A 21,968-nucleotide genomic window follows, 5' to 3' on the forward strand; every position below is an offset into this window, starting at 1 on the left:
GCGATCCGTCTCGCCGACCCCCTTTTCTCGATCCGGCCGGCTCCCGGTCCCCGGTCCGATCGTGCTATCGGGCGCCGGCACCTCGCCTATCGGGATCGTTCACGCCCCTTGCGCCTGCTCGTCGTCGCCATCGGACGCCTGAAGAACGGGCCGGAGCGGGATCTCGCCGCCCGCTACCGCGAGCGCGCCGTCGCGCTCGGAAAAAGCCTCGGGGTCACCGCCTGCGACCTCGCGGAGATCCCCGAATCCCGCGCCCGCCGCGCCGCCGACCGCGTCGCCGAGGAGGCGGCGGCGATCCTGGCCCTGGTGCCGGCGGACGCGGCGATGATCGCCTGCGACGAGCGCGGCCGCTCGGACTGGCCGAGCGAGCGCATCGCGGACCGGATCGGGGCGTGGCGCGACGCGGGGCGCGGCAGCCTCGTCGTGGTGATCGGCGGGGCCGACGGCCTTCACGAGAGCGTGCGCGGGCGCGCCGACCATATTCTCGCCTTCGGAGCGGCGACACTGCCGCACGGCCTGGTGCGCGTGCTCGTCCTCGAGCAGACCTACCGGGCGCTGACCATCCTGGCCGGGCACCCCTATCATCGGGGCGATCCCGAGGCATGAGACCACCTGTGACCGCCGATTCCAGGCCCGCGACGTTCCCGGCGGCCAAGCCCGCCGCCCTGCTGATGGCCCTCGCGTGGCTTGCGGGCGGCCTTGCGGGGCCCGTGCGCGCGCAGACGACGCCCGATCCGGAGGCGACGCGGCGCACGCAGGAGGAGCGGGACCGGCGCGCCCAGAACCTCAAGCAGATCCAGGATGCGCTGGCGGCGAGCACCAGCAGCCGGACGGCGCTGGAGGCCGAGATCGCCGCGATCGGCTCCGACCGGACCAAGCTCAGCGCCGCCCTGCTCGATGCCGGGCGCCAGGCGCAGGCGACCGAGGACCGGATGAACCGGCTGGAGGAGCGCCTGCGCGCGCTCACCGACAGCGACGCGGCGATCCGCAAATCGCTGGAGGCGCGCCGCGCGGTCATCGCCGAGATCCTGGCCGCGCTCCAGCGCATGGGCCGGCGCCCGCCCCCCGCCGTGCTGGTGCGGCCCGAGGACGTGCTCGCGGCGATTCGCACCTCGATGATGCTCGGCGCCGTGGTGCCGGAGCTGCGCGGCGAGGCCGATACCCTCGCCGGCGACCTCGCCGAACTGGTGCGGGTGCGCGGCCTCATCGCCGCCGACCGCGAGGCGCTGAAGAAGGATCTCGCGGGCTGGGGCGCCGAGCGCCAGCGCCTCGACGCGCTGATCGCCGCCCGCCGGCTCCGGCAGGCGGAGGTCGAATCGAGCCTCACCGCCGAGCGCCAGAAGAGCGCCGAACTCGGCGCCCAAGCGAAATCGCTCAAGGATCTCGTGGACCGGATGGAGGGCGAATTGTCGAGCGCCCGCCGGGCCGCCGACGAGGTCCGCGCCGCCGCGGAGCGGGAGCAGCGGGCGATCCAGGAAAAGTTCGCCGCCGCCGGCGCCCGCGATCCGGCACGGCTCGCGCCCAAGGTGAAATTCGTCGAGGCCCGCGGCGATCTGCCCAAGCCGGTGAGCGGCACGCTCGTGCGCGGGTTCAACCAGCCGGACGGACAGGGCGGCACCACCCGCGGCATCTCGCTGCGGACGCGCGCCAAGTCGGTCGTCTCCTCTCCCGCGGACGGATGGGTCTCCTTCGCCGGGCCCTTCCGTTCCTACGGCCGACTCTTGATCATCAATGCGGGCGACGGCTACTATCTCTTGCTCGCGGGGATGGATCAGATCAACGTCGAGGTCGGCCAGTTCGTGCTGGCGGGCGAACCGGTGGCCGTGATGGGCGAGGGCAGCGGCACCCCGGCAAGCACGCCGTCGAACGTGACGCAGGCTGCGTCACAGAGGGACGATGATCGCAGTGATCCCGTCCTGTACGTCGAGTTCAGGAAAGACGGCGGCTCCATCGATCCGGAGCCGTGGTGGGCGAGAAGTTCCAGCGAGAAGGTTCGCGGATAATGCGCAAAGTGTCCCTCGTGTTGCTCGGCGCGGCCCTCGGCATTGGCGCCTCGGCCCTGTCGACCCAGACCCAGCTCCTCTCCGGCACGAGCGCCATCGCGGCCTCGGCGGAAACCTACCGGCAGCTGAGTCTGTTCGGCGACGTGTTCGAGAAGGTGCGCACCGACTACGTCGAGAAGCCCGAGGAGTCGAAGCTGATCGAGGCGGCCGTCAACGGCATGCTGACCTCGCTCGACCCGCATTCGAGCTACATGGACGCCAAGGCGTTCCGCGACATGCAGACGACGACGAAGGGCGAGTTCGGCGGCCTCGGCATCGAGGTCACCATGGAGGACGGCCTGATCAAGGTGGTCTCGCCGATCGACGACACGCCCGCCTCCAAGGCCGGACTGCTCGCCAACGACATCATCACCCAGATCGACGAGGATCAGGTCCAGGGTCTGACCCTGAACCAGGCCGTCGACAAGATGCGCGGGCCGGTCAACTCCACGGTGAAGCTCAAGATCACCCGCAAGGAGTCGAAGGATCCGATCGACGTCTCGCTGACCCGCGACATCATCAAGATCCGCCCCGTCCGCTCGAAGGTCGAGAGCGGCGATGTCGGCTACGTGCGCCTGACCCAGTTCAACGAGCAGACCTACGACGGCCTCAAGACCGCGATCGACAAGCTCCAGAGCGAGATCGGCGGCGACAAGCTCAAGGGCTACGTGATCGACCTGCGCAACAATCCCGGCGGCCTGCTGGATCAGGCGGTGATGGTCTCCGACGCCTTCCTCGACCGCGGCGAGATCGTCTCGACCCGCGGCCGCAACCCGGACGAGACGCAGCGCTTCTCCGCCAAGGCCGGCGACCTCGCCAAGGGCAAGCCGATCGTCGTGCTGGTGAACGGCGGCGCGGCCTCCGCCTCCGAGATCGTGGCCGGCGCCCTCCAGGATCACAAGCGCGCGACGATCATGGGCACGCGCTCCTTCGGCAAGGGCTCGGTGCAGTCGATCATCCCGCTCGGCGGCCAGGGCGCCCTGCGGCTGACCACCGCGCGCTACTACACGCCGTCCGGCCGCTCGATCCAGGCCAAGGGCATCGAGCCGGATCAGGAGGTGCTGCAGGAGGTGCCCGACGATCTGAAGGGCAAGGACGAGACCAAGGGTGAGGCCGGCCTGAAGGGGCACCTGAAGCAGAAGGACACCGAGGAGCGCGGCGGGTCCTCGGCCTACATCCCGCCGGACCCGGCCAAGGACAAGCAGCTCATCGCCGCGGTCGACTTCCTGCACGGCATCCAGAAGGGTGCTGCCAACGTCACGAAGCCGGCCACGCAGAACTGATCGCGCGATCCGCGGCGGGCAACCGCCGCCGGGTTAGCGAAAGATTAACCATGACGGCCCGCAATACCGGTTCAGACCGGGATTGCGGGCCGTTTCTCGTTGAAGGCCGCGCCCGGTCGTCCGAACATGCGCCAACAGGGCGGGACGGCGGGTGAGCGACGCGGCCGACGACATCCTGACGAAGCCCCTCGGGGTGGCGGACAAGGCGGCCCGCCCGCGCTTCGCCTTCCCGCGTTCCTCCGCGGGCGCGGCGGCCGGCATCGGCGGCCTGGCGCTCGCCCTGCTGGCGGGCGGCGTCGCGCTGACCGGCGATCCCCGCGGCGGCGAACCCCGCGCGCAGGCGGTCATCGAGATCCGCGAGGCCCCGGCGCCCCGCGCGGCCGAGGCCGCGCCGGCCGCCCCGAAAGGCCTGGCCCAGTCCGCGAGCGAGGTCGAGCAGGCCTCCGGCGTCACCGTCTTCCGCCCCGACGGTTCGAGCGCGCCCGACGCGCCGGTGATCATCCGCGTCCCGAACGCCGCCCAGGTGAAGCTCGCGCCCGCGCCCGACCCGCGCCTGACCGAGCGCGGGCGCCACGGTCCCCTGCCCCGCCTCGGCGAGGGCCGGCTGCGGCCGCTCGACGTCTATGCCCGTCCGGAGGAGCCCGGCACCGGGCCGCGCATCGCCGTCCTCGTCTTAGGTCTCGGCATCGGCGAGAACGCCACCCTCGGCGCCATCGCCCGGCTCCCGGCGGCGGTGAGCCTCGCGCTCTCGCCCTACGGCGGCGACCTGGAGAAGACCGCCGCCCGTGCCCGCGAGGCCGGACACGAGATCCTGCTCCAGCTGCCGATGGAGCCGTTCGACTATCCCGACAGCGATCCCGGTCCCCAGACGCTCCTGGCCTCCGGCCGGCCGGCCGAGAACCTCGACCGGGCGGCCTGGGCGATGAGCCGGTTTTCCGGCTTCGTCGGCGCCGTGAATTTCATGGGCGCCAAGCTGATGAGCGAGGCCGCGGCCCTGGAGCCGGTGCTGAAGGATCTCGCCGCCCGCGGGCTCGGCTTCGTCGATGACGGCGCGGCCGCCGGCTCGCAGGTCGCGAGCGTCGGGGCGAAGACCAAGCTGCCGACCGCCCGCGCCGAGATCGTGCTCGACGCCGTCGCCCGGCCCGACGCCATCGACGCCGAACTCGCCCGCCTGGAGACGCTGGCCCGGCAGAAGGGTCTCGTGCTCGCCTCCGCCAGCGCCTCGCCGCTGACGATCGACCGCCTGTCCCGCTGGTCGCGCGATCTCGAGGCGCGGGGCATCCGGCTCGTGCCGGTCAGCACGATCCTGCGCCGCGCCGGCGGCGTCGCCAAACTGTCGAGCGCCGCGCCGTAGACCGCCGCGAATGATGGCCGGCGATCGAGCGGTGACGACCGGACCTCGATCATCTGAACCCGTGGGAACGCGCGTCCGAGCGCGCCGTCGAGCCTCGGCGGCGCGAGGCTTCTCGGCGCCGCAGGATACCGCTTGCCAAGCCGATCGCAGAGAAAACCGATCTTTTGACAGTTTTTATCGCGCGAAGAAGCACAAATCGATTTTAATCCGCTGCCGGCGAGCGAAATTCGATGAGAGGTTTGTGATCCGGTAAGCGTTTTCGGGAAATGGTTCCGGCACTCGCTCGACAAATCCGCGCGAGCCAGTCCTGTCGGAGTCCTCCGTGTCGCTCCAAACTCTTCCCATTCGCAGCAAGCTGATCGCGTCGTTCACTGTGCTGACGATCCTTCTCGTCGGCCTGGGCGTTCTCGGTGTCTTTGGAACTCAGACGATGCGCGACCAAGCGCTCGACATCGAGCGCAATTGGCTCCCCAGCGTGCGAGTGCTGGGCGAGATCGATACCGCGGCGGCACGGATGAACACCGTGATGCTGCGGCACACGCAGGCCACCGACCCGCAGATGGTCGCGTCGATGGACAAGGACTTCGAGCGCTTCGGCAAGCTGATCGACGACAAGCGGGCGGCCTACGAGCGCCTGATCGCGAATGCCCAGGAGCGCGCGCTCTACGACGCCTACGTCCGGGACGCCGCCGCGTTCGAGACCGAGCGGAAGATCGTGATGGACCTGTCGCGTCAGGGCCGGAAGGCGGAAGCCTTCAGCTATTACGAGGCGAAGGGTCTCCTCCCGCGTCGGGCGATGTCGACGTCGCTGGAAAAGCTGGTCGCCTTCAACAACGAGGGCGCCAGTCAGGCGATGAAGGATGGCGAGGTCATGTTCGAGCGGGTGCGGACGATCGGTCTCGCCGTCCTCGCCCTGGGCCTCATCCTCTCGGTCGTGCTCGCCGTCCTGATCATCCGCGGCGTGACCAGCGGCATCGCTTCCGTGGTCCGGCCGATGCAGGCGCTGGCCGCCGGTGACCTCTCGGTCACGATCCCGCATCAGGGTCAGCGGACCGAGATCGGGACCATCGCGGACGCGGTGCAGATCTTCAAGGACGGCCTGCTCCGGATGCGCAGCCTCGAAGAGGAGAGCGCCGCGGCCCGCGCCGGGGCGGAGGCGCAACGCAAGGCGGCGATGCGCGAGATGGCCGAGCGGTTCGAGGGCGCGGTCGGCGGCGTCGTCAGCCTCGTCTCGTCCGCCGCCTCCCAGTTGCAGGCCTCGGCGCACGGCATGACCGGCGCCGCGACCCGGACCGCCGGCCAGTCGGTCAGCGTGGCGGCGGCGGCCGAGGAGGCGGCCACCAACGTCAACACCGTGGCGGCGGCGGCCGAAGAGCTGGGCGCCTCGGTGCAGGAGATCAGCCGGCAGGTCAGCGGCTCGTCGAGCCTCGCCCAGGCCGCGGTGGGTGAGGCCGCGCAGACGGAGGCCCATGTCCGCGCGCTGAGCGCGGCGGTCGCCAAGATCGGCGACGTCGTCACCATGATCACCACGATCGCCGGCCAGACCAACCTGCTCGCGCTCAACGCCACCATCGAGGCGGCCCGGGCGGGCGAGGCCGGCCGCGGCTTCGCGGTGGTCGCCGCCGAGGTCAAGGAACTCGCCAACCAGACGGCGCGGGCGACCGAGGAGATCTCCGGCCAGATCGGACGCATCCAGGAGACCACGGGCCACGCGGTCTCGGCCATCGGCAGCATCACCGGGCGCATCGAGGAGATCAGCTCGGTCGCGGCCTCGATCGCCGCGGCGGTCGAGCAGCAGGGCGCCGCGACGCAGGAGATCGTCCGCAACGTTGCCCAGGCGGCGATGGGCGCGGGCGAGGTGACCAGCAACATCGCCGGCGTGGCGCAGGCCGCCGAGGAGGCCGGGGCGACCGCCGCCCAGGTGCTCGCCGCCTCCTCCGAGCTGTCGCGCCAGTCCGAGCATCTCAGCAGCGAGGTCGGCCGCTTCCTGGCGAACGTGCGCGCCGCCTGAACCGAGTACGGAACGGCGAGGAGAGAGCGGGCGCAGCCGTTGGCTGCGCCCGCTCTCGTTTTACGGCCTCAGATGGGTAGCAGGTCGGCGTTGCCCGCACCGGTTCGGCCACCTATGGTCGCGCCGCCAGCAAGAGCCCGCGATGCCCCGCCCCGACGACCTCCTGCGCCTGCCCGAGGGCAGCGCGCTGCCCTACCGCCCCTGCGTGGGCGTCGCCCTGTTCAACCGCGACGGCCGCGTCTTCATCGGGCGGCGCAAGCGCGAGGCCGGCCCCGAGCATGTCGACGGCGATCGCGCGTGGCAGATGCCGCAGGGCGGGATCGACGAGGGGGAAGAGCCCCTGGCCGCGGCCCTGCGGGAGCTTCACGAGGAGACCAACGTGCCGGCCGACGCTGTCACGCTGCTCGGCGAGACACGGGACTGGCTCGCCTACGACCTTCCGCCGGCGGTGATGAAGCAGGCGTGGAAGGGCCGCTATCGCGGCCAGCGCCAGAAATGGTTCGCCTTCGGCCTGACCGGAAGCGAATCGGTGATCGACGTGGACGCCCCCGGAGGCGGGCGCCACAAGCCCGAATTCGATGCGTGGCGCTGGGAACGGCTGGAGGCTTTGCCGGATCTCATCATCACGTTCAAGCGGCCGGTCTACGAGGGCGTCGTCGCGGCCTTCTCCGGCCTGACGAACTGGCACGGCGCCGAGGGCGATCCGGCATGATGCATCCGCGCATCCGCGGCTGATCCGATGCGGTGGTGGCTCATTCCCCTTCTCGCCGTGTTGGCTTGGTTCGCCTACACGCTGACGCCGTTCTGGTCGCTCTACGGCTTTGCCGCGGCGGTGCAGGCGGGCGACGCCGCGGCGGTGGAGCAGCGGGTCAATTTCCGCACGCTGCGCCTGTCGCTCGCCCGGCAGATCAGCGCGGCCGTCAAGGCCGACAGCAACGCCCTCGATCCGCGCGAGCGTCAGCGCATCGCCGACGCGGCGGCGGCGGTGGCGCTCCCGGTGATGGAATCGGCGCTGACGCCCCAGGCCGTGATCGATCTCCTCGACGACGGCTGGCCGCAGGGCGCCGACCTCGCCGCGCCGGCCAACCGGCACGAGCGGCGCGACGGGCTGCGCATCCCCGATTTCGGACGACTGCTGCGCTACTATCTGTCCTCCGACATGCGCGGCTTCCGCTCCGTGGTGATCTCGGTGCCGCCCGATCATCCCCGCCACGAGCAGTTCCGCATCCGCCTGCGCCTGCGCGACTGGGGCTGGCGTCTCGTCGATATCGAGCTGTCCGACGACCTGCGCCGTCGCATCGCCGAGAAGGCCTCCGCGGCCGCGGCCCGGCTGCGCGACGGGCGGTCCGACCCGGACAAGGCGCAGCCGGAGCCGGCCATCCCCCACGGGCCCTGACAGGACCGAACAATTCTCAAAGAGCGGCCCTGGACGCCGGTCACGCTTCACATAGCTGAGCCGCCACGACCGGCCCCGCTTTCGGAGCGCTGCCTTGAGCCAGGACGCCGCACACTCATCCGAAGCCGATGCGTCGGGCTCCAGCCGGCGGCTCGGCGCGGGGCTCCTCATCGCCACCCTCGGCGTCGTCTACGGCGATATCGGCACGAGCCCGCTCTACGCCCTCAAGGAGGCGGTGCGCGCCGCGAGCCCGGGGGGCGAACCCTCCGCGGCCGCGGTGACGGGTGCCGTCTCGCTGATCCTGTGGGCGCTGATCCTCGTCGTTTCGCTGAAATACGCGGTGCTGATCCTGCGCGCCGACAACCGCGGCGAGGGCGGCATCGTGGCGATGCTGGCGCTGCTCGGCGCCCGCCACGCGCAGCCCGGCTCGCGGCAGGCGCTCCTGCTGGTCGTCGGCCTCGTCGGCGCCGCCCTGCTCTACGGCGACGGGGCGATCACGCCGGCGATCTCGGTGCTCTCGGCCGTCGAGGGGCTGCGGGTCGACGCCCCCGCCCTCGACCGCTTCATCGTGCCGATCGCGCTGGCGATCCTCGTCGCGCTCTTCCTCGTGCAGCGCCGGGGCGCCGCCTTCATCGGAAAAATCTTCGGGCCGGTGATGCTGGTCTGGTTCCTCGTCCTGGCCGCGCTCGGTCTCGGCGGGATCGTGCAGGCGCCGCAGATCCTGACGGCGATCAATCCGCTGCGCGCGGTCGAGTTCACGGCCCATGCCGGCCTGCATGTCGGCTTCACGATGCTGGGCGCGGCCTTCCTCGCGGTCACCGGCGGCGAGGCGATGTACGCCGATCTCGGCCATTTCGGCGCGCGGGCGATCCGCATCGCGTGGTTCGTCCTCGTCCTGCCGGCGCTGGTGATCCACTATTTCGGGCAGGGCGCGATCCTGCTGGTCGACCCCTCCGCCGCCGAGAACCCGTTCTACCGCCTCGCCCCTTCCTACGCGCATTACCCGCTGATCGGGCTGGCGACCCTCGCCGCGGTCATCGCCTCGCAGGCGGTGATCTCGGGCGTGTTCTCGCTGACCCGGCAATCGATCCAGCTCGGCTTCCTGCCGCCGCTGCGCATCGTCCACACCGCCTCGGACGAGAGCGGCCAGATCTACGTGCCGCTCGTGAACTGGCTGCTCGCCGCCGCGACGCTCGCGGCGGTGCTGATCTTCCGCTCCTCCGACGCGCTGGCCGGGGCCTACGGCATCGCCGTGTCGCTGCTGATGGCGATCACGACCCTGCTCGCCGGCCTCGTCGCCCGCAAATGGGGCTTCGGCCTGCCCCTCGTTCTCGCGGTCAACGGCTTCTTCCTCGTGATCGACCTGATCTTCCTCTCGGCCAACAGCGTGAAGCTGTTCGAGGGCGGCTGGTTTCCGCTGCTGCTGGCGGGCGTCATCGCCTTCCTGATGCTGACATGGCTCAAGGGCAACGGCTGCCTGGAGCAGGCGCGCATGGCCCTGCGCCAACCGGAGACGCAGTTCCTCGAAGGGCTGCGCCGGGACGCGCCGACGACCCTGCCTGGCTCGGCCGCCTTCCTCTCCTCGGCGACCGAGGGCATCCCGCTGCCGATGATGCGCTTCGTCGAGCGCCTCGGCGCGCTGCACGCCCGCGTGCTGATCGTGACCGCCCTGTTCGAGGAGAGCCCGACGGTGCCGCGGGAGGAGCGTGCCCGCGTCATCGAGATCACCCCCGACATCCGCCGCGTGGTGCTGCGCTACGGCTTCATGCAATCGGCCTCGATCCCCGAGGGGCTGGATTGCGCCGTCCATGCCGGCCTCCTGCCGAAGGAGTTCACCGAGGATCTCACCGTCTTCGTCGGCCACGAGACGATCATCCCCGTTTCCGACCAGCGCGGCATGTCGGACTGGCGCGAGGCGGTCTTCGCGGTGATGCAGAACAACGCCGAGCGCACCGGCGCCCATTTCTGCGTGCCGGCCCGGCAGGTGATCGAGATCGGCACCGAGATCGAGATTTGAGGACGGCTACTCGTCCGCCGGCCCCTTGCCGGTCATCCGCAGCTGCGAGGCGACGCATTCGCGCACCGCGTCCTCGATCTTGGCCTTCTGCGCGTTGGAATAGCCCGCCACCTCGTCGATGCATTTGACGAAGTAGCCCGCGGTGAAGCTTTCGTTGACCGACACGAACGACTTGCCGAAGCGGGTCGCGAGCTGGAGGCGCTCCAGGGCCGAGCTCTGCCGCCACGCCTCCAGCGTGTCCGTCATCGACAGCGCGCTGGCGGCGCCGGGCACGAGGGCCATGGCGAGGAACAGGGCAAAGAAGCGGCGCATCGTGCAAAAACCTCCCGAATGCTTTTCCGGTTTTCCCGCATGGAACGTCCAGACATTCCTGTTCGACGCGACAGTCGAAAGGGCAAGTCCGAATGATCTTGCGAGATAAACGCTTCGGAACGGGCGCACAGTCGAACTCTCAGTCTGTGCTTCTTATTTTGCTCTGAGACGGCGCCCCCTGATCACTTCGGCTCCTCCTGCGTCATTGCGAGGCGAAGCCGTGGCAATCCAGGGCGCGACTTTTCCGGAAAGGGCGCGCCCTGGATCGCGTCGGCTTCGCCTCGCGATGACGGGGTGACTGGGAACAGAAGCGATCAACCGGATTCCGGAGGAAGGGTTTCTGCCGAGCCGGGTCCGGCCGTCCCGATCAGGCCTGCCAATCCGAGAAGCCCACGACGCGGTGAAGCAGGCGCCGGTTGCGGCCGGTCTCACCGAAGGGCGCGAGGTCCCAGGTCCAGGCCCGCTCGGGCGTCCCGAGCCGCACGCCGTAGAGAAGGTCGTGCCGGGCGTGGACCTGCCCCTGCCGGTCCTCCTCGGTCTCGTCGATATCGGTGACGAGGCAGACCCGCGCCGTCAGGCCGGCCAGCACGTCGAGATGGCCCGCGACGATCCGCCGGCCGAAGGCGTCCCCGTCCTCCGGCCTCCAGGGTCCCAGGGCCCGGCGCGAGGTCTCCAGCCGCTCGACCGGACGGATCGGCAGCTGCGAGAGGAGATTGGCCGAGATGACGAGGCCGGTTCCCGGCTCGGCGCAGACCGGCGGCAGGCGCGGATCGAGATCGGGCGCCGCGCCCGTCATCAGCGCCATCGCGCCGCTCAGGTCCGCCGTCAGCGTCTCGACGTTGGCGAAGGCGCGGACCGCGCGCCGGGCCGGCCGCAGATGCACGGCATCGACCAGCACCACCCGCCGGAAGCCTTCGGCGAGATCCGCCAGCGGCACGTCGAGCAGGAGGCCGGAGCCCAGCACCACCGCGGTGTCGCGCCGCTCGGTCGCGGCGATGGCCGCGCGCATCACCGCCCGGCTCGCCTCCAGATGCGGCGCCCAGGCGCGGCGGCAGCGGCGGGCGCGCGACATCAGCCAGATGCTGTCGCGCAGGTAGCCGAGCCGGCGCTGGGCCGGCGGCGCGGGCGTGGTCAGGAGATGCAGGAGGTCGAGCAGCACGGTCGCGTGGCGTCCGGCACCGCGCCCGACCTGTCAAGCGGCCCGCGTCATGCCATGGTCGCGATGGGCGGCCAGAACGCTCCGCCCTCCCCCGGCTCCGACTCGACCGACCATGGAATCCCGAAGCGCCCGCCTCGCCGCGGCCCTGATCGCGCTCTGCGCCGCCCTCGGCGTCGCCGCCGGCTTCACCGCCGTGTTCGGCCGGACCGGCTCCGTGCCGCTGACCGCCTGGATCATGGTCGCCTATTTCACGAACCTGACCGGACTCCTCGTGCTCGCGGTGTTCGGCGGGATCGCCCTGCGGCTGCCGGCCCTGGCCCAGCCGCGGCTCGTCGCGACGGCGGTCCTGGCGACGCTGCTCGTCGGCCTCGTGCAGCGGCTGCTGCTCTACGGGCTGAAGACGCTGCGGGGCGGCGACCTCGTCGGCGACATCCTGCTGCATCAGGCGTTGCCGGTGCTGGTGCCGCTGTTCTGGCTCGTCTTCGCGCCGAAGGGGCGCCTCGGCTTTCGCGACCTCGCGCTGTTCGCGAGCTACCCGCTGATCTATCTCGGCTACACGCTCGTGCGCGGCGCCTACGACGCGCGCTATCCCTACCCGTTCCTCGACGTGGGCAAGATCGGCTGGGGTCCCGTCGCGGCTTATGCCGGGGCGATCGCGGCGGCCTTCCTCGGTGTCGGCTGGGTGCTGGTGCTCCTCGACCGCCGCCTCGCCCGGCGCAGGCTCGCCAGCGGATAGGGCGCTACCCCTCGAACAAGGCGGCGATCTCGCCCGGCCCCAGGATCCGGAACTCCCCCGCCGGCAGGTCGGCGGGGAGCGCGAGGCCGCCGACGCGGTCACGGTGGAGCGCGTCGACGTGGTTGCCGAGCGTGGCGAACATGCGCCGAACCTGATGGTAGCGGCCCTCGTGCAGGGTGACCGTGCAGTGGGTCGGGTCGTCGGTCTCCATCTCCGCCGGCAGGAGCGGCTTGTCCTCGCCCTCCAGCATCAGTTCGCCCGAGGCGAGGATCGCGGCCTCGTCGCCCTGGAGCGGGCGGGCCAGGCTGACCCGGTAGCGCTTGGACACCTTGGCCTTCGGCGCGATGATCCGATGCAGCAGCGCCCCGTCGTCGGTCATCAGGAGGAGGCCCGAGGTCTCCTTGTCGAGGCGGCCGACCGTGGAGATCGCCGGATCGCGCCGGCGCCAGCGCTCGGGCAGCAGGCTGTAGACCAGCGGCCCCGCCTCCTTGTGCGAGCAGGTGACGCCGAGGGGCTTGTGCAGCATCAGGCAGAGGCCGGGCAGCGGATCGAGCGCCCTCCCCTCCACCGTCATCCGGGCGGAGAGGTCGGGCTCGAGCGGGATGCGCTGCGAGGCGTCCCGCAGGGCCTGCCCGTCGAGGCGCACGAGTCCGGCCCGGGCCAGGCCCTCGACCTCCCGACGCGAGCCGTAGCCGAGATTGGCCAGCAGCCGGTCGAGGCGCACGGCCTTCACTTGAGGGCCTCGATCATTTGCGTGCCTCGAACACCTTGTAGCCGCCCTCCGTCACCGTCGGAGTGACGCTGCGGAAGGCGGCGCGCAAGGGCGCCTCGTAGGGCAGGTGCGCGTTGGCGACGAGGTGCAGCGTGCCGCCCGGCCGCAGGACCGCCGCCGCGCGGGCGATGAAGGTCTGGCCGAGCGCCTGATCCTCGGCGCCGCCGTCGTGGAAGGGCGGATTCGAGACGACGAAGTCGAGGCCCGACAGGGCCGGCTCCGCCCCCCGCAGGTCGGCCCAGTGGGCGGTGGCGCGGGGATCGCCGACATTGCGCCGGGCCATCTCGATCGCGCGGCGGTCGATGTCGATCAGCGCGAGCGCGGCGACCTTTTCGGATTTCAGCACCGCGCGGGCCAGGATGCCGAGGCCGCAGCCGAAATCGGCGCCGCGCCCCGCGAGCGGAGGCAGGTGGCGCAGCAGCAGGGCGGAGCCGGGATCGAGCCGGTCCCAGGAGAAGATGCCGGGCTGGGTGCAGAGGGCGAGATTGTCGATATGGCGCGGGGCGCCGGCCTCGACCGCCGGGGCGATGCCCTCCGGCGCCTCGGGCCGCGTCGCCGTGCAGATGCGGTGGTGGCGCCGCGCCTCGTCGGTCACCGCGCAGCCGAAGCCGCGCAACTCCTTGGCGAGCCGCGTGCCGCCCTTGTCCTTGGGCGCCAGCGCCACGAGCCGTCCGCCCGGCCGCAGGGTCCGGATCGCCAGCGCCAGGGCGTAGCGCCGCTCGACCGTGCCGGGCGGCGCCAGCAGCAGGGCGGCCTCCAGGCTCGCCTCGGCCACATCCTCCAGCCGTGCCGAGCCGGGGATCAGCGGCGAGACCTGGGCGGCGCCGTCCGGCAGGGCGGCGAGGTCGGAGGGCGGCAGGCCGTAGAGGACGGCCCGCATGTCGGGATCGGTGTGGGGCATGGGGCTTGGGGCGTAGAGCTTGGGGCTTGGCGTTCGGGCCGGGGCCATCGGCATTGGGAATTCGTCCGACCCCGACCCTCATTCCGAAGTGCCCGAGACAGCGGGGCCTCGACGGATCCTCCGGGAACCACGCTGGATCCGGAGAATCCGTCGAGGCCGCCGCTTCGCGCCGGCACCTCAGGATGAGGGGCAGAATCGAATACAGAATAGAGGTCAGCCGGTCGGAAATTCGAGCCCCATCTCGCGATAGCGCGCGGGATCGTCGGCCCAGTTCTCGCGGACCTTCACGTGCAGGAACAGGTGCACCTTGGCCTCGGCCACCTCGGCGATCTCGATGCGGGCCGCCTGCCCGATCGCCTTGATGGTCTGGCCGCCCTTGCCGAGCACGATCGAGCGCTGGCTCTCGCGCTCGACGAAGATCGTCTGCTCGATCCGCACCGAGCCATCGGGCCGCACCTGCCACTGGTCGGTCTCGACGGTGGAGCGGTAGGGCAGTTCCTCGTGCAGCCGGTCGTAGATCTTTTCCCGCGTGATCTCGGCGGCGAGCATCCGCAGCGGCGCGTCCGAGATCTGGTCCTCCGGGTAGAGCCAGGGGCCGGGCGGCATCCGGGCGGCGAGCGCCTTTCGCAGGTCGGCGACGCCGTCGCCGTTGAGCGCCGAGATCAGGAAGGTGTCCTCGAACGGCACCATCGCGTTGAGCTTGGCCACCAGTTCGAGCAGGCGCTCGCGGGCGATCAGGTCGATCTTGTTGAGGATCAGGATCTTGGGCCGCTTCACCTCGGGCAGGCGGCGCAGGATGGTCTCGACCTCCTCGTCCGCCCCCTTGCGGGCATCGATCAGCAGGCAGACCGCGTCGGCATCCGCCGCGCCGCTCCAGGCGGAATGCACCATCGCCCGGTCGAGGCGGCGCTTCGGCGCGAAGATGCCGGGGGTGTCGACCAGCACGATCTGCGCCTCGCCCTCCATGACGATGCCGCGCACCAGCGCCCGCGTCGTCTGGACCTTCCGCGAGACGATCGAGACCTTGGCGCCGACCAGGGCATTGAGCAGGGTCGACTTGCCGGCATTCGGCACGCCGATCAGCGCGACGAAACCCGCGCGCGTCTCCTGCGGGGCGGCGCCGTCCTCGGCCTCATGTTCCGGTTCGTGTTCCGGCTCGTGCTCAGACATCCGATCCGACCATCCGCGACTTAACCACCCGATCCGTCCTTCCCCTGCGTCCCGCCGATGTTTTCGCGGGCGAGCACGGCGCGGGCCGCCTCCTGCTCCGCCACGCGCTTGGAGGCGCCCTCGCCGTATCCCGGTTCAATGCCCTCGACCCGCACCGCGATCCGGAAGACGGGGGCATGGTCGGGGCCTGAGCGCTCCACCACCTCGTAGACGGGGATCGCGAGGCTGCGCGCCATCGCCCATTCCTGCAAGGCCGATTTCGCGTCGCGCCCGCGCGGGGCGGCGGTTTCCTCGCCGGGGCGGAAGGCGCGCTGGACGATCGCCCGCGTCGCCTCGTAGCCGGCGTCGAGAAACACCGCTCCGAGGATCGCCTCGCAGACATCGGCGAGGATGGTCTGGTTGCGCCGCCCGCCGGTCTGGATCTCGCCGGGCCCGAGATTGAGATGCGGCCCGACCTCCCAGGCCTCGGCCACCGCGGCGCAGGTCTCCCGCCGCACGAGCCCGGCCAGCCGCCGCGACAGCTCGCCCTCCTCCGCGTCGGGCAATGCCTTGTACAGCGTCTCGGCGACCGCGAGGCCGAGCACGCGGTCGCCCAGGAATTCGAGGCGCTGGTAGCTGCCGACCCGGCCCGACTGGCCGGCCTTGCTCACATGGGTGAGCGCCAGGGGGAGCAGGGCCGGGTCGGCGAAGACATGGCCGATGCGCGCCTCCAGCACGGTGAGGCTCGGCCGCGGACGGTGCGCGCGCCGGGCGCGGCTGGAGCGCGCGGCGCCCTCGCCGTCCTCGCTCATCGCCGTCCGCCTCGGGAAAGAACGGCGGATCGTCCCGTCGCTGTCACGTTCGTCGAGCGATCAGTGGATCGTCGAGAAGATGCGGCCCCAGCGGACGTCCGCGGGCCAGCGCCAGATCTGCCAGGCGGGGGTGCGCTCGTCGATGGAGAAGAAGATCATCTCCGCCCGGCCGACGAAGTTCTCGAACGGCACGTAGCCGACGCTGGCGAGGTCGCGCGAATCGGTCGAGTTGTCGCGGTTGTCGCCCATCATGAAGAAATGGCCGGCCGGCACCGTGTAGACCTCGGTGTTGTCCCAGAAGCCGCGGTCGCCGTCGCGCTCGATCACCCGGTGGGACACGCCGCCCGGCAGCGTCTCCATATATTGCGGCACCTTCACGGTCTGGTCGAAGGCGTCGAGGGTCTCGTAGTCGGCGATGCGCTCGCGCTTGACCGGCTTGCCGTTGATGTTGAGCACGCCCTCGACCACCTGGATCTTGTCGCCGGGCAGGCCGATCACGCGCTTGATGTAGTCGGTCGCGTTGTCCTTCGGCAGCTTGAACACGGCGATGTCGCCGCGCTTCGGCTCGGCGGCCCAGACCCGGCCATGCGCCTGGAACGGCAGGTATTCGGACAGCGGCAGGGAGTATTTCGAGTAGCCGTAGGCGTATTTCGAGACGAACAGGTAGTCGCCGATCAGCAGGGTCGGGATCAGCGAGCCCGAGGGGATGTTGAACGGCTGGAACAGCAGCGTCCGCACCACGAGTGCGATCAGCAGCGCCTGCACGCCGACCTTCACGGTTTCCCGGATGCTGGCCCAGGTTCCGGGCTCGGCCGTCCGGATCTCCGTCTTGCCCTCGCGATCCACGCGCGCCTGTCCTGTATCCATGAGTGGTCCGCCTTCGGCCCCGCCGTGTCATCCGGCAGCCGCTACCCTGTGGCCGTGGGCTGTCGTGCTGGGCGGCGGGTCTAGACTAAGCCGCGCCGCCCCGCAACGCGAAGGATGCGCCGGGCCGAACCTACGATGGCGCCGGGAGCGGCACCGCCTCGATGATCACGAACGCTTGCGCGAGCGGCGGCTCGTCGGTCAGCGTCAGGTGCAGGCACGCCTCGTGGCCCTCCGGCACCATGCGTGCGAGGTGTTCCCGCGCACGCCCGGTCAGCCTCAGGGTCGGCTGGCCGCTGGGCAGGTTGACCACCTCCATGTCGCGCCAGAACACGCCCTGGGCGATGCCGGTGCCGAGCGCCTTGGCGCAGGCCTCCTTGGCGGCGAAGCGGCGGGCGTAGGACGGCCCGCGGGCGGCGCGCCGGTCGCATTTCGCCCGCTCGCCATCGGTGAAGACGCGGTGGGTGAAGCGCTCGCCGAAGCGTTCGAGCGAGGACTCGATGCGGCGAATGTCGCAGAGGTCGGTGCCGATGCCGAGAATCACGGCTCGGCCTGCCGCCGCGCCCGGTCCATCGCCGCCCGCATGTCGTGGACCGCCTGCCGCAGGCCGACGAAGATCGCCTCGGCGATCAGGGCGTGGCCGATGTTCAGCTCGCGGATCTGCGGCAGCGCCGCCACGGGGCCGACGCTCTCGACGGTGAGGCCGTGGCCGGCATGGATCTCGAGGCCGAGCCCGGCGCCGTGGGCGCTCGCGCGCACGATCCGGCCGAGCTCATGCGCGATCCTGTCCTCGTCGCCCTCGATCACCGCCTCGCAATAGGAGCCGGTATGCAGCTCGACCACGGGCGCGTGCAGCGCGTGGGCGGCCTCCATCACCGCCTCGTCGGGCTCGACGAACAGCGAGACGCGGATGCCCGCCTGCGACAGCTCGGCGATGCGGGGCCCGAGATGGGCGCGGCCGGCGATGATGTCGAGGCCGCCCTCGGTGGTGCGCTCCTCGCGCTTCTCCGGCACGAGACAGGCGGCGTGCGGCCGGGTGGCGAGCGCGATGCCGACCATCTCGTCGGTCGCCGCCATCTCGAGGTTGAGCGGCACCGGCAGCTTCCGCAGCGCCGCGATGTCGGCGTCGCGGATATGGCGTCGATCCTCGCGCAGGTGCGCGGTGATCCCGTCGGCGCCCGCCGCCACGGCCTCGTGGGCGGCGCGCACCGGATCGGGCGCGAACCCGCCGCGGGCGTTGCGGACGGTGGCGACGTGATCGATGTTCACGCCCAGGCGCAGGGACGACACGGCAGGCTTCCGAGGTTTGGCTCAAGTCCGGGACCGCCGGTTTAGCCGGTGCGGCCGGGGGTTGGAAGCGCCCGCGGCGGCGCTCTCAGAACCGCCAGGTGAAGTTGCCCTTGACGGCGTGATCCTGGACCCGGTCGCCGACCTGACCGGTATAGGCCACGCCCAGCGTCGCGGTCGGGGCCAGCCGCAGGTCGAGCCCGGCCTCCGCCACCAGCGCGTCGCGGGCGATCGGGATGCCGGCGCTCAGGAAGGTCGGGCCGTTGCCGAAGGACAGGAGCGCGGCCGGCACCACGTCACCGAAGGCGCGGCGATAGCCGACCAATCCGTGCAGCGAGACCGGCGCCCCGAGGTCGAGGCCGAGCACGGTCTGCGCCCGCAGGCCGGCGGTCATGGCCCCGACGTCGTAGTCGCGGGCCGACCCCGTCAGGGCGGCCGCGCCGCCGGCCTCGACGAAGCGGTCGCGCCCGATCGCGACGTAGGAGCCGCCGACGAACGGCTCGATGTAGCTCGGGCTCGCCTGAGCCGGCGCCGTGCCGTCCTTCGACAGCAGCGGGGCCGGGGCGTCGCCGCCGAGGAAGACGCGGTAGCCGATTTCGCCGAAGCCCTGGATCGTCGCGCCGCCGGTGCGGGCGCTCGCCGAATCGGACAGGCCGGCGAAGGCGACCGTGCGGCGGGTGCGGAGGCTGTCGCCGGCGTAGGTCGCGCCGAGCCGCAGCGAGACCGGCCCGAACTCGGTGCCGCCGTAGACGCCGCCATAGGCGCTCTCGATCGTGCCGGATTGCAGGCGCCCGGTCGTGTCGAGGCTGGCGGCGGTGTAGCCGCCGACGACGCCGAGCGTGATCCCGTTCTCCAGCCGGACGTCGGCGCCGAGGGCGAAGCCGGAGATCCGGCGGCTGAACCCGGCGGCGTTGCCGTCCGAGCGCGCCTCGCCGAAGCTGCCGAAGCCCTGGCCCCAGAGACCGAAGACGGTCGGGTCGAGGATCCGGGCGGGCATCGCCACGACCGGGGCGGCACGGCCCGGCAGGTCGGCGGTGTAGGTCGCCGGCAGGCTGCCGTAATCGAGGCCCTCGGCGGTGCCGGGGGTCGCGCCCCAGCGCATCCGGTCGAGGATCGCCTCGCGCACGAAGAAGGCGGTGGCATAGCCGGTCGAGACCGTGCCGGCATGCACGTCCCCCGAGAGGGCCTGGAAGGCGCCCTGCGCCTCCGGGGTGGTGAGGCCGACGGTGCGCTGGAACGGCGCGGTGCCGGGGCCGCCGGCCTGGATCGCGTCCGCCACGCCGGCCTGGTTGCGGTTGCGCGCGATCGTCGAGAAGGCGATGTCGTTGCGCGTCAGGGTCAGGTCGACGGCGTTCGCCGTGTAGGTCAGGCTCGGCGTGAGGAAGGCGAGGTTGGCGGTGACGCCCGCGAACTGCCCCGTCACGCCGCCGGCGGCGGTGAGGACGGTGGCGCGGGTGCGCGGATCGTAGGTGCCGTTGGCCGCGGTGACCTGGACCGTGCCGCCGTTCAGGGCGGCGCCGCCGCTCGCCGCGAGCCGGTCGGCTTGACCGCCCGCATTGGCCTCGACCGCGTAGACGGAGCCGGCGGCGAAGCTGACGTTGCCGGCGACGGTCAGGGTGCCGATGGAGTTACCCGGCGCCACCGTGGCGCCGGAGGTCGCGACCACGCCGCCGACGGTGCCGGCGCCGCCGAGGCTCGCCCCGGACCCGACGCTGACGATCGAGCCGGCGAGGCTGCCGTTGACCGAGAGCCGCCCCTGCGCCACGCCGGTGGCGCCGGTGAAGCTGCCGGTGCCGGTCAGATCGAGCGTGCCGGCGCCGGTCTTGGTCAGGGTTCCGGAACCGGAGATCGGGTTGGCCATGCCGGCATCGCCGGCCTGATCGAGGATCAGGCTGGCATTGTCGACGATGGCGCCGGAGCCGAAGCTCGCCGCCGAGCCGACGAGTGTCCCGCCCGCCACCGTCGTGCCGCCGTTATAGGTGTTGCGGCCGGTGAGGATCAGGGTGCCGCTGCCCGCCTTGGTCAGGCTCCCGCCGCCGGCGATGTCGTTCTTCCAGGTGTCGAGCGCGTTGTAGCCGCCCTGCGCCGCATCCATCGTGACGGTGACGGGTCCGTTAAGGGCCGCGTAGCCGTCCATGGCGGCGTAGAGGTTGAGGCGGCCCCAGCCGTCATAGGTGTTGCCGCCCAGGAGCGGGTAGCCCGAGGGCAGGCCCGTCGTCGCCAGGATCTCGCGGCGCTGCGCGTCGGAGAGGTAGGGAAAGCGGGTCAGCAGCAGCACCTGCGCCTGGAGCGGGACCTCCGCCGCGCTCATGGGCAGGCTCGGTCCGGTCGGCTGGAAGCCGTAGGTCAGGCGCGCGGTGTAGTCGGCCCTGTTCTGCGCGGCGTTGCCGAAGGCGTCGGCGGTTCCGGAGGCGGCGGACGCGGTGAGGCACGCGCCCACGCTCGCCGCGCCGCAGCTCGCGGCCAGGTAGGCCTGGGTCTGCCGGTAGGCTTGGTAGACGGCGTAGGCGCCGGCGTTGGCGGGGTTCGTCCAATCGATTCGGTTGCCCTGGGCGTCGTAGAGCGCGGCGTAGATGTTGGTCGCGGCGATGGCCGCCGACTGCATCCGGCCGCCCATCACGTCGAAGGGCGAGTGCATCCCGGCGAGGATGCGGTCGTTGCCGAGTTCGGACCCGCGCGTCAGCAGTTCCTGCCAGCGCTGCGGCACGAGGAAGCCGACCCCGAGGGTCTGGAGATAGCCGGAATTGGTGTGGCCGCTCGGGTAGGCGCCATCCGCGTAGGCGTTGGTGCCGTTGATGCGCGGGTTGAGCAGCGTCGGCACGTTGACGGCGGTGGAGACGCGGTAGGGGCGCGGCGCGGTGCCGATGCCCGGCACGTACTCGCCGACGCCGAAGGTCGTGGGCGTGAAGGTGCCGGCCGCGTCGTAGGACCCGACATTGGGCGCCGTGAGCGGCCGCCCGCCATTGGCGTCGATCATCGCCTGGGTGACGGTGAAGCCCTTCACCCAGCGCTCCGCCGTCCCGTAAACCGCCGGGACCGGGAAGTTCGAGAGGTAGCTCGGCACGACGAGGGCCGCCGTGTCGCGGGCCGACAGGGCCCGCTTGTTCGTCGCCGCGCTGTAATCGTTGAAGCGGGCCTCGAGGGGGTCGATGGCCGGGGTCGCCCCCTGGTAGCGCCCGAACACGCGCTTGGGCGGCTCGGTCGAGGCGTTGGCCCGGACCGTGTTGTCGATGAAGGTGACCGCCGCGGCGAGCGGCGTGGCGGTGCCGTTGCCGAAGGTCGTCACGCCCGCGCTGGCGCTGGAGCCGGCGTTGATGTTGGCGGTCAGGTCGGCAAGGGTCGAGGCCACGTAGGTCGTGGGCGTGAGGCTCGTCGGCCGCGTGCCGGAGAAGGACGCGCCCGCCCCGGTGAGATAGGCCGAGGTCAGCGGTCCGAGCCCGTTCAGGATGCTGTAGGATTGCACCGTCCGGTCGTCCCGGACCGCCGCCAGGGTCTGGTCCGGCGTCCGGTTCTGCGTCAGCGCGACGACGGTCCGGTAGTTCTGCGTCATCGCCGCCGAATCGCCGGTCATCAACCCGGCATAGCTGTCGAGGACGCGCGGGATGATCGTTCCCGGATTGACCGAGGTGCTGTTCGTGAAGCCGACCGGCGGCGCGGTGGGCCGCTGTTGCGCCAGCGCGCCGAGCGGCACCATGCCCGTCGAGGCGAGCAATACGGACAGCAGATGTTTCGTCATGACCCACTCGCCGCCTGTTCGAAGGCCTATGCGAACGGCCTAGCTTGCGCGCGTGACGTGGGAATGACTTATGTTAATTTTTGGCCGGACCCTCCGGCATCCTCCCCTCGGGGTGAGCCCCTTCGGGCGGGCTCGGT

General features: G+C 71.4%; 19 protein-coding genes. 9 read left to right on the top strand and 10 right to left on the bottom strand.

Annotated elements, in window-relative coordinates; genetic code table 11:
- Positions 1 to 108 precede the first annotated feature (108 nt).
- The 8 genes from rlmH to ABS772_RS14000 all read left to right on the top strand — a co-directional run bounded on the left by rlmH (position 109) and on the right by ABS772_RS14000 (position 10,103).
- Positions 109 to 606 (top strand): 23S rRNA (pseudouridine(1915)-N(3))-methyltransferase RlmH, encoded by a 498-nt coding sequence (gene rlmH, locus ABS772_RS13965; RefSeq protein WP_350395433.1) that lies wholly within the window; start codon positions 109 to 111, stop codon positions 604 to 606.
- A complete protein-coding gene (locus ABS772_RS13970) occupies positions 603 to 2,003 on the top strand; it encodes a murein hydrolase activator EnvC family protein (RefSeq protein ID WP_350395434.1) in 1,401 nt (466 codons plus the stop codon). Before rlmH ends, ABS772_RS13970 begins: the two co-directional genes overlap by 4 nt.
- On the top strand, positions 2,003 to 3,325 hold the full coding sequence (locus ABS772_RS13975; RefSeq protein ID WP_350395435.1) for a S41 family peptidase: 1,323 nt from the start codon (positions 2,003 to 2,005) through the stop codon (positions 3,323 to 3,325). Before ABS772_RS13970 ends, ABS772_RS13975 begins: the two co-directional genes overlap by 1 nt.
- A gap of 151 nt (positions 3,326 to 3,476) precedes the next feature.
- Positions 3,477 to 4,679, top strand: coding sequence for a divergent polysaccharide deacetylase family protein (locus ABS772_RS13980; RefSeq protein ID WP_350395437.1), 1,203 nt, complete (start codon positions 3,477 to 3,479; stop codon positions 4,677 to 4,679).
- Positions 4,680 to 5,001: 322 nt separating this feature from the next.
- Entirely contained in the window at positions 5,002 to 6,690 is a 1,689-nt protein-coding gene (locus tag ABS772_RS13985) for a methyl-accepting chemotaxis protein (protein WP_238256702.1), read from the top strand.
- A gap of 142 nt (positions 6,691 to 6,832) precedes the next feature.
- Entirely contained in the window at positions 6,833 to 7,402 is a 570-nt protein-coding gene (locus tag ABS772_RS13990) for an RNA pyrophosphohydrolase (RefSeq protein WP_238256701.1), read from the top strand.
- A 27-nt stretch (positions 7,403 to 7,429) separates the two neighbouring features.
- A complete protein-coding gene (locus tag ABS772_RS13995) occupies positions 7,430 to 8,086 on the top strand; it encodes a DUF2939 domain-containing protein (RefSeq protein ID WP_350395438.1) in 657 nt (218 codons plus the stop codon).
- A gap of 94 nt (positions 8,087 to 8,180) precedes the next feature.
- On the top strand, positions 8,181 to 10,103 hold the full coding sequence (locus ABS772_RS14000; RefSeq protein ID WP_350395439.1) for a potassium transporter Kup: 1,923 nt from the start codon (positions 8,181 to 8,183) through the stop codon (positions 10,101 to 10,103).
- Positions 10,104 to 10,109: 6 nt separating this feature from the next.
- Here ABS772_RS14000 and ABS772_RS14005 read toward each other — a convergent pair whose 3' ends face one another.
- Together ABS772_RS14005 and ABS772_RS14010 are read right to left on the bottom strand one after the other, a co-directional pair.
- Positions 10,110 to 10,415: a hypothetical protein gene (locus ABS772_RS14005; RefSeq protein WP_350395440.1), complete on the bottom strand. Its 306-nt coding sequence runs from the start codon at positions 10,413 to 10,415 to the stop codon at positions 10,110 to 10,112.
- Between the two features lie 367 nt (positions 10,416 to 10,782).
- On the bottom strand, positions 10,783 to 11,574 hold the full coding sequence (locus tag ABS772_RS14010) for a hypothetical protein (protein WP_350395441.1): 792 nt from the start codon (positions 11,572 to 11,574) through the stop codon (positions 10,783 to 10,785).
- A gap of 112 nt (positions 11,575 to 11,686) precedes the next feature.
- On the opposite strand from ABS772_RS14010, the gene ABS772_RS14015 reads away from it, so the two are divergent.
- Positions 11,687 to 12,310, top strand: a complete 624-nt coding sequence (locus ABS772_RS14015) for a Pr6Pr family membrane protein (protein WP_350395442.1) — start codon at positions 11,687 to 11,689, stop codon at positions 12,308 to 12,310.
- 4 nt (positions 12,311 to 12,314) lie between these two features.
- On the opposite strand, the gene ABS772_RS14020 is transcribed toward ABS772_RS14015, so the two are convergent.
- From ABS772_RS14020 to ABS772_RS14055, 8 genes are all read right to left on the bottom strand, one after another.
- Positions 12,315 to 13,043, bottom strand: coding sequence for a pseudouridine synthase (locus ABS772_RS14020; protein WP_350395444.1), 729 nt, complete (start codon positions 13,041 to 13,043; stop codon positions 12,315 to 12,317).
- Positions 13,044 to 13,056: 13 nt separating this feature from the next.
- Entirely contained in the window at positions 13,057 to 13,983 is a 927-nt protein-coding gene (locus ABS772_RS14025; RefSeq protein ID WP_350395445.1) for a class I SAM-dependent methyltransferase, read from the bottom strand.
- A 213-nt stretch (positions 13,984 to 14,196) separates the two neighbouring features.
- Positions 14,197 to 15,153, bottom strand: a complete 957-nt coding sequence (era, locus tag ABS772_RS14030) for a GTPase Era (protein WP_238256024.1) — start codon at positions 15,151 to 15,153, stop codon at positions 14,197 to 14,199.
- A 20-nt stretch (positions 15,154 to 15,173) separates the two neighbouring features.
- Complete coding sequence (gene rnc / locus ABS772_RS14035) at positions 15,174 to 15,944, bottom strand: ribonuclease III (RefSeq protein ID WP_350395446.1); 771 nt, start codon at positions 15,942 to 15,944, stop codon at positions 15,174 to 15,176.
- Between the two features lie 60 nt (positions 15,945 to 16,004).
- Positions 16,005 to 16,811: a signal peptidase I gene (lepB, locus tag ABS772_RS14040; protein ID WP_238256022.1), complete on the bottom strand. Its 807-nt coding sequence runs from the start codon at positions 16,809 to 16,811 to the stop codon at positions 16,005 to 16,007.
- Between the two features lie 130 nt (positions 16,812 to 16,941).
- A complete protein-coding gene (gene acpS / locus ABS772_RS14045) occupies positions 16,942 to 17,352 on the bottom strand; it encodes a holo-ACP synthase (RefSeq protein WP_350395448.1) in 411 nt (136 codons plus the stop codon).
- On the bottom strand, positions 17,349 to 18,098 hold the full coding sequence (locus ABS772_RS14050) for a pyridoxine 5'-phosphate synthase (protein ID WP_350395449.1): 750 nt from the start codon (positions 18,096 to 18,098) through the stop codon (positions 17,349 to 17,351). Before ABS772_RS14050 ends, acpS begins: the two co-directional genes overlap by 4 nt.
- Positions 18,099 to 18,183: 85 nt before the next feature.
- Positions 18,184 to 21,831 (bottom strand): autotransporter outer membrane beta-barrel domain-containing protein, encoded by a 3,648-nt coding sequence (locus ABS772_RS14055; protein WP_350395450.1) that lies wholly within the window; start codon positions 21,829 to 21,831, stop codon positions 18,184 to 18,186.
- Positions 21,832 to 21,968 lie beyond the last annotated feature (137 nt).

Origin of the sequence: Methylorubrum podarium (assembly GCF_040270385.1) — a bacterium.
In the GTDB taxonomy this organism is placed as follows: domain Bacteria; phylum Pseudomonadota; class Alphaproteobacteria; order Rhizobiales; family Beijerinckiaceae; genus Methylobacterium; species Methylobacterium podarium.